General features: G+C 62.1%; 2 protein-coding genes. Both read right to left on the bottom strand.

Annotated features, from left to right (window positions below):
- On the bottom strand, positions 1–186 hold a 186-nt coding region (locus A2I95_RS40460; protein WP_367153221.1), incomplete at its 3' end, for an LON peptidase substrate-binding domain-containing protein.
- 27 nt (positions 187–213) lie between these two features.
- Positions 214–1,140 carry a tetratricopeptide repeat protein gene (locus A2I95_RS40455; protein WP_291737952.1) on the bottom strand — a complete coding sequence of 309 codons (927 nt, stop codon included), beginning with the start codon at positions 1,138–1,140 and terminating at the stop codon, positions 214–216.
- Positions 1,141–1,167: the final 27 nt, after the last annotated feature.

Here is a 1,167-nt window from a genome sequence, read left to right as displayed (position 1 = left end):
CCCTTGCGGACCCGGACAGGGCTGCACCATGCCAATCAGCCGCTGACGCGTTTTGAGAGTATCTTCGAGCATCTGCAGGTAGCGCGGCTCGAAGATATGCAGCGGTAAGCGCGACCGGGGCAGCAAAAGCGCCCCGGGCAATGGGAACACGGCAATCGTGTCCGGCAGATCAGCTGGTTGGATCATGGGACAGAGTGTAGTGCTGCCCCGGTCTTAGGCAAATATCATTGAGCTAAGCTTCCGGCGCCCGTTAAGAACCACAGGATCGTTTGGCTTGAGCGCATCAAAAATGGTGAAGAGCTGCACCTTGGCCGCGCCTTCGTTCCACTCGCGGTCACGGCGGAAAAGCTCCAGCAACTCATCTACTGCCGCTTCCGCATCTCCTGCTGCATGAAGCGCCTGCGCCAGGTCGAAACGCGCCTGCAAGTCATCCGGTCTGGCGTCCACCGAAGCCCGCAATTCCCCCACCGGGCCAGCGTTCTCGGCCTGCCGCGCCAGGGCAATCTGCGCATGCGCGGCTTCAATCTCGGGGGCATCCGCAATCTCGGCGTGTGCGCCATTCAAAACGGCCTCCGCCTGATCCAGATCGCCGAGCGCGATATGCGCGCGTGCCAATCCGCCGTAAGCCGCGGCATTTTTGTCATCTTCGCCCAGGATTGCGGCAAAGGTCTGCGCGGCATCCGCCACGGCACCCTCAGTCAGCATCTGTTCGGCCGCTTCCAGGGCTTCGCCCAGACCGCCGTCGGCTGATCCGCCCCCTGCCTCGATGGCCTTGTTCACAAATGCCTCGATTTCCGATGCCGGCAGAGCCCCTTGGAACATGTCGACCGGGCGGCCCTCTACAAAGGCAACCACGGTGGGGATCGACTGGAGCGGCAGCCCCTGCTGCGCCAGTGCCTGCGCCAGGCGCTGGTTTTCGTCCACGTTGATTTTGGCCATGGTCGCGGCGCCCTTGGCCTTGGTGACAGCCGCCTCCAGCATCGGGCCAAGGGTTTTGCACGGGCCACACCAGGGCGCCCAGAAATCGACAATCACCGGCGCCTGCATCGACGCTTCGACAACGTCCTGCATAAAAGTGGCTTCGGTCACGTCTTTGATCAGATCACCCGCCGGTGCGGTGCTGCCAAGAATTTCGGTCATCAGATTGTTCTCCGCTTGGAACTTGTC

This window comes from Leisingera sp. F5 (genome assembly GCF_001593695.1).
Note: the sequence above shows the minus strand (reverse complement) of the source record. Positions and strands in the feature narration are given on the sequence as shown.